Genomic DNA, 5,731 nt, shown 5'->3' on the forward strand with positions numbered 1-5,731 from the left:
CGCCGTTGTCAGACGAGAGGCAGGTAGGGGGCGAGGTCCGCGCGGTGCCCGCTCACCCGCAGGGCACCCGACTCCCACGCCTGCTCCCAGCCGAGGACGCCGACCGCGAGCGCGAGCCAGGTCGCGGCGTCCGTCTCGATCACGTTGGGCGGCGTGCCGCGCGTGTGCGTCTGGCCGGCGATGCACTGCACGGCTCCGAAGGGCGGCACCCGCACCTCGACGCTGCGGCCCGGGGCCCGCTGGGCGAGCTCCTCGAGCGAGTAGCGCACGGCGGTGGCGAGGACGGCGCGCTCGACCGCGCCGTCCTCGTCACGCCACTGGCGCACGGCGGCAGCCCCCGACTCGACGGGGACCCGGCGGCGTGGCGGCATACGGGCTCGTGCCCTCCGCGGCTCAGGCGCCGAAGACGGCCGGCAGGGTCCGGGTGTGGGCCTCGCGCAGCTCCGCGAGGTTCACCGCGAACTGGCCCTGCACGTCGATGCCGTCGGTCTGGTCGTCGACCACGCCGATGCGGGCGTGGACCTGGCCGCGGGCGGTGCACATGTCGGTGAACCGCACCTCCTCCGAGCGCGGAACGGCCACGACCGCGCGGGCCGTCGACTCGCTGAACAGCGCGGTGAACGCGTCGATCCCGTCGCGCTCGCACACCGCGTCGAGCCAGACCCGCGCGCCCACGCCGTGGCGCAGGGTGGCCTCGGCGAGGGCGATCGCGAGGCCGCCGTCAGAGAGGTCGTGGGCGGCGTCGACGAGCCCGTCGCGGCTGGCGTTGACGAGGATCTCGCCGAGCAGCCTCTCGGCCGCCAGGTCGACTCGCGGCGGGCGCCCGCCGAGGTGGCCGTGCAGCACGTGCGACCACTCGCCGCCATCGAGCTCGTCGCGGGTCGTGCCGAGCAGGTAGACGACCTGGCCGGGCGTCCTCCAGCCCGACGGGGTGCGGCGCGCGACGTCGTCCATCACGCCGAGCACGCCGATGACCGGGGTCGGGTGGATCGCGACGTCGCCGGTCTGGTTGTAGAACGAGACGTTGCCGCCGGTGACCGGGACACCGAGCTCGCGGCAGCCCTCGGCGATGCCCTTGACCGCCTGCTCGAACTGCCACATCACGCCCGGGTCCTCCGGCGAGCCGAAGTTGAGGCAGTCGGTGATGGCCAGTGGGGTCGCCCCGGCCGTGGCCACGTTGCGGTAGGCCTCGGCGAGCGCGAGCTGTGCACCGGCATACGGGTCGAGCTTGGCGAACCGGCCGTTGCAGTCGGTGCTGACCGCGACCCCGCGGCCGCTCTCCTCGTCGACACGCACGACCCCGGCGTCGTCGGGCATCGCGAGCGCGGTGTTGCCGAGGACGTAGCGGTCGTACTGGTCGGTGACCCAGGACTTGTCGCAGAGGTTAGGTGACGCGAGCAGGGTGAGCAGGTCGTGCTTGACCGCCTCGCCGCTCGTGGGGCGCGGAAGAGCGTGGGTCCCGTTGTCCTGCAGGGCGTCGAGGTACGCCGGCCGCTCCAGCGGGCGGTGGTAGACCGGGCCGTCGTGGGCCACCGAGCGCGGCGGGACGTCGACGATGACCTCACCGTGCCAGGTGATGACGAGGTGCGCCCCGTCGGTCACCTCACCGATGACGGTGGCCTCGACGTCCCAGCGGTCGGTGATCGCCAGGAACTCGTCGAGCCTCGACGGCTCGACGACGGCCATCATCCGCTCCTGGCTCTCCGACATCAGGATCTCCTCGGGCCGGAGGGAGGAGTCGCGCAGTGGCACGAGGTCGAGCTCGACCTGCATGCCGCCGTCGCCGTTGGACGCGAGCTCGCTGGTGGCGCAGGAGAGCCCGGCACCGCCGAGGTCCTGGATGCCGTCGACGACACCCGCCTTGTACAGGTCGAGGCAGCACTCGATGAGGACCTTCTCGGCGAACGGGTCGCCGACCTGGACGGCCGGCCGCTTGGCCGGCCCGCCCTCCTCGAAGGTCTCGGACGCGAGCACCGAGACGCCGCCGATGCCGTCGCCGCCGGTCTTGGCCCCGAAGAGGATGACCTTGTTGCCGGCCCCGGAGGCCTTCGCGAGGTGGATGTCCTCTCGGCGCATCGCCCCGACGCAGAGCGCGTTGACGAGCGGGTTGCCCTGGTAGCAGTCGTCGAAGACGACCTCGCCGCCGATGTTGGGCAGGCCGAGGCAGTTGCCGTAGCCGCCGACCCCGGCGACGACGCCGGGCAGCACGCGCTGGGTGTCAGGGTGGTTGAGGTTGCCGAAGCGGAGCGGGTCCATGACCGCGATCGGCCGGGCACCCATCGACATGATGTCGCGCACGATGCCGCCGACGCCCGTGGCCGCACCCTGGTAGGGCTCGACGTAGGACGGGTGGTTGTGCGACTCCACCTTGAAGGTCACCGCCCAGCCGTCGCCGATGTCGACCACCCCGGCGTTCTCGCCGATGCCGACGAGCAGCTTCTCGCGCATCTCGTCGGTGGTGTTCTCGGCGAAGTGCCGGAAGTGGACCTTGCTCGACTTGTACGAGCAGTGCTCGGACCACATGACGGAGTACATCGCCAGCTCGGCGCTCGTCGGACGGCGGCCGAGGATCTCACGGATCCGCACGTACTCGTCCTGCTTCAGCCCGAGCTCGACCCAGGGCTGCTCGTGGTCGGGGGTCGCCCCGGCGTGCTCGACCGTGTCGACGTGCGGGGCGTGGGCGGGGGTCGTGCTGGTCTGCGCGGTCACGCGGACACCACCTGCTTCAGGACGGACGTGAAGAACGGGAGGCCGTCGAGGCTCGGGCCGTAGCCCTCCTCGACGCAGTGCTCGGGGTGCGGCATGAGGCCGACGACGTTCCCGCGCTCGTTGCTGATGCCGGCGATGTCGCGGTACGAGCCGTTGGGGTTGCGCCCACCCGGCTCCACGGCATACCGGAACACCACGCGACCCTCCCCCTCCAGCTCGTCGAGGGTGCGCTCGTCGGCCACGAAGCCGCCCTCGCCGTTCTTGAGGACGATGGTGATCTCCTGGCCCTGCTCGAAGTCGGACGTCCAGGGCGTGGAGGCGTTCTCGACCCGCAGCCGGGTGTCGACGCAGTTGAACTTGCGGTGGTCGTTGCGGATCAGCGCGCCCGGCAGCAGGTGGCTCTCGCAGAGCACCTGGAAGCCGTTGCAGATCCCGAGCACCGGCAGGCCACCCCGGGCCGCCGGGACGAGGGCCTCCATGACCGGCGCGAAGCGGGCGATGGCCCCGCAGCGCAGGTAGTCGCCGTAGGAGAAACCGCCGGGCAGGATGACCGCGTCGACGCCCCTGAGGTCGGCGTCGCCGTGCCAGAGGCTGACCGACTCGCCACCGACGGCGCGGACGGCCCGTGCGGCGTCGCGGTCGTCGAGGGACCCCGGAAAGGTGACGACCCCGACCTTCACTGGTCGGGGTCCTCTGCCCGGACGCCGGAGTCGTCCTGCTCCGCCCGGACCGAGACGACGTCCTCGATCACGGGGTTCGAGAGCAGCGTCTCGGCGGCCTCCCGCGCGGCGGCGAGCACCTCGTCGGTGACCGCCCCGTCGACGCTCAGGACAAAGCGCTTGCCCTGCCTCACGTCGGTGAACTGCTCGAAGCCCAGCCGTGGGAGCGCGCCGTTCACGGCCTGTCCCTGGGGGTCGAGGATCTCTGGCTTCAGCATGACGTCAATGACGACGTGGCCCATTCGGGTGTCTCCTGGGGCGTGGCAGGGAAGAAGGCTCCCGCAGTCTATCGAGGCCCACAGGCCGGGTATGCCGCGCGGTCGCCCCGCGGACAGAGCCCCCCGCGGCCGTGCCCCGGACGTGGGTCGGGTGGGAGACTGTCGCTGTCGGCGGAGGTCCGGGACCCGCGGCGTGGGAGGTCCGAGATGAGCACGGTCATGCACCGCGTGATGTCCACTGCCAACCGCATCGGTGTCGGCGTGTACCGCCGCTCGGGCGGCCGCCTCGGGGGCAGGGGAGCCGGGGGCGTCCGGGTCCTGCTGCTGACCGTGCCGGGCCGCCGGACGGGCCGCGCCAGGACGACGCCGGTGGGCTACTTCGACCACCAGGGCGGCTACCTCGTGGTCGGGTCCGGCGGCGGCATGGAGCACGACCCCGACTGGTTCAAGAACCTCCGGAAGGCGCCGGTGGCCATGGTCCAGGTCGGCCGCACCACCTTCCCGGCCAGCGCGCGGGTGCTCGCCGGCGAGGAGCGGGACACCGCCTTCCGCGAGGTCGTCGTGGCGCAGGTCCCCCGCTTCGCGGACTACGAGAGGAAGTCGGGACGGACCATGCCGCTCGCCCTGCTCACGCCGCTGCCGGAGTGACCCGGCGCAGCGAGCGGACCGAGGCGGATTGCACCAGCATGGGGGGATGCCCAGGGGAAAGCTGATCGTCTCGTCGAGGTGGCCGAGCCACATGGTGCTGGTCCGGCACGGACAGAGTGTGGGTAACCTCGCGGCCTCCGAGGCCGGCCGTCGCGGGGCGGCCCGGCTCGACCTGGACTTCCGCGACGCGGACACGCCCCTGTCCGACACGGGCCGCGAGCAGGCCCGGGCGCTGGGCGCCTTCCTCCGGGCCGGAGACGTCGGCGGGGCCCCCGACCTCATCGTCTGCTCGCCCTACCGCCGGGCCGCGGAGACCGCTGCAGCGGCGGTGGAGGCGTGGGGCTCCGCGCACGAGCTGGTCCTCGACGAGCGCCTGCGCGAGCGCGACCTCGGTGTCTTCGACGGGCTGACGTCGGCGGGCATCCGCGAGGAGTACGCCTCCGAGGCGCAGCGCCAGTCCCACGTGGGCAAGTTCTACTACGCACCCCCGTCCGGCGAGAGCTGGTGCGACGTCACCCTGCGCGTCCGCTCGCTGCTGGCGGACCTGCGCGAGGGGTACGAGGGGAAGCGGGTCTGGCTGTTCACCCACCAGGCAGTGATCATGAGCTTCCGGTACGTCCTGGAGGACCTGACCGAGCAGGAGCTGCTCGAGATCGACAGCACCACGGACCTGCCGAACTGCTCCCTCACCACCTACCGGGCCGGTGGCGGGAGCGGGCTCGAGCTCGTGCGGTTCGCCGACACCTCGGCGGTCGAGGGCTCCGCCCCCACGACCGCCGAGCCGTCGCGGTCGCGGGAGTCGAACCATGCCCGCTGACCTGAGCGGCGCGCGCCGGCAGGCCGGCGAACCGGCGGAGATCACGCCGTCGCTCCTGCAGGAGTGGCCACTGCCGGCACCCGGCAAGGACAAGGAGTCCCGCGGGCGGCTGCTCGTGCTGGGCGGTACCGCCAGCACCCCGGGGGCAGTGCTCCTCGCGGGCGAGGCGGCGCTGCGGGCGGGCGCGGGAAAGCTCCAGATCGCGACGGCGGCGCCGGTCGCCTCGGCTCTGGCCGTGGCCGTCCCCGAGGCCCTGGTGGCGCCCCTGCGGACGGACCACGCCGGCAACGTCGCGTCCTCGGGCGCGGGGAGGATCGCGGAGCTGGCCGAGGGCGCGGATGCCGTGCTCCTGGGGCCGGGCTTCTCCGACGTCGACGCGACCGTCGGGCTCCTGACCCAGGTGGTCCCACGCCTGCGGTGCCCCCTCGTACTCGACGCGCTGGCGTCGGCCTACGTCGGGCGTCACCGCGACGGCCTCGCCCACCTCCACGGCCGGGCGATCCTGACGGTGAACCCGGCCGAGCTCGCCCAGACCCTCGGCGCGGGGCAGGAGGGTGTGGGGCAGGAGGACGCCGAGGACGACCCCCTGGACTCCGCACGACGGCTGGCCGGCGAGGCCT

7 protein-coding genes are annotated in these 5,731 nt (G+C 72.9%); 3 read left to right on the forward strand and 4 right to left on the reverse strand.

The window, feature by feature from the left end:
• Positions 1-8: 8 nt before the first annotated feature.
• The 4 genes from VIB11_RS12410 to purS are packed head-to-tail and all read right to left on the reverse strand — an operon-like array spanning position 9 to position 3,670.
• Positions 9-371, reverse strand: coding sequence for a sterol carrier family protein (locus VIB11_RS12410; protein ID WP_332031542.1), 363 nt, complete (start codon positions 369-371; stop codon positions 9-11).
• A gap of 22 nt (positions 372-393) precedes the next feature.
• Positions 394-2,709, reverse strand: coding sequence for a phosphoribosylformylglycinamidine synthase subunit PurL (purL, locus tag VIB11_RS12415; protein ID WP_332031543.1), 2,316 nt, complete (start codon positions 2,707-2,709; stop codon positions 394-396).
• Positions 2,706-3,389 (reverse strand): phosphoribosylformylglycinamidine synthase subunit PurQ, encoded by a 684-nt coding sequence (gene purQ / locus VIB11_RS12420; RefSeq protein WP_332031544.1) that lies wholly within the window; start codon positions 3,387-3,389, stop codon positions 2,706-2,708. Before purQ ends, purL begins: the two co-directional genes overlap by 4 nt.
• Positions 3,386-3,670, reverse strand: a complete 285-nt coding sequence (gene purS, locus VIB11_RS12425) for a phosphoribosylformylglycinamidine synthase subunit PurS (protein ID WP_332031545.1) — start codon at positions 3,668-3,670, stop codon at positions 3,386-3,388. The genes purQ and purS overlap by 4 nt, the downstream gene beginning before the upstream one ends.
• A gap of 183 nt (positions 3,671-3,853) precedes the next feature.
• Here purS and VIB11_RS12430 point away from each other — a divergent pair, with 183 nt between their 5' ends.
• The 3 genes from VIB11_RS12430 to VIB11_RS12440 all read left to right on the forward strand — a co-directional run.
• Positions 3,854-4,294, forward strand: coding sequence for a nitroreductase family deazaflavin-dependent oxidoreductase (locus tag VIB11_RS12430; RefSeq protein ID WP_332031546.1), 441 nt, complete (start codon positions 3,854-3,856; stop codon positions 4,292-4,294).
• Between the two features lie 46 nt (positions 4,295-4,340).
• Entirely contained in the window at positions 4,341-5,111 is a 771-nt protein-coding gene (locus VIB11_RS12435; RefSeq protein ID WP_332031547.1) for a histidine phosphatase family protein, read from the forward strand.
• On the forward strand, positions 5,101-5,731 hold a 631-nt coding region (locus VIB11_RS12440; protein ID WP_332031548.1), incomplete at its 3' end, for an ADP-dependent NAD(P)H-hydrate dehydratase. The genes VIB11_RS12435 and VIB11_RS12440, both read left to right, overlap by 11 nt.

Source organism: Pedococcus sp. (assembly GCF_036554925.1).
Classification (GTDB): Bacteria; Actinomycetota; Actinomycetes; order Actinomycetales; family Dermatophilaceae; genus Pedococcus_A.

Excerpts from the sequence above, each read along its gene's own strand:
- VIB11_RS12410 (WP_332031542.1), bottom strand. The coding sequence starts at position 371 with ATGCCGCCACGCCGCCGGGTCCCCGTCGAGTCGGGGGCTGCCGCCGTG.
- VIB11_RS12430 (WP_332031546.1), top strand. The coding sequence starts at position 3,854 with ATGAGCACGGTCATGCACCGCGTGATGTCCACTGCCAACCGCATCGGT.
- purS (WP_332031545.1), bottom strand. The coding sequence starts at position 3,670 with ATGGGCCACGTCGTCATTGACGTCATGCTGAAGCCAGAGATCCTCGAC.
- VIB11_RS12435 (WP_332031547.1), top strand. The coding sequence starts at position 4,341 with ATGCCCAGGGGAAAGCTGATCGTCTCGTCGAGGTGGCCGAGCCACATG.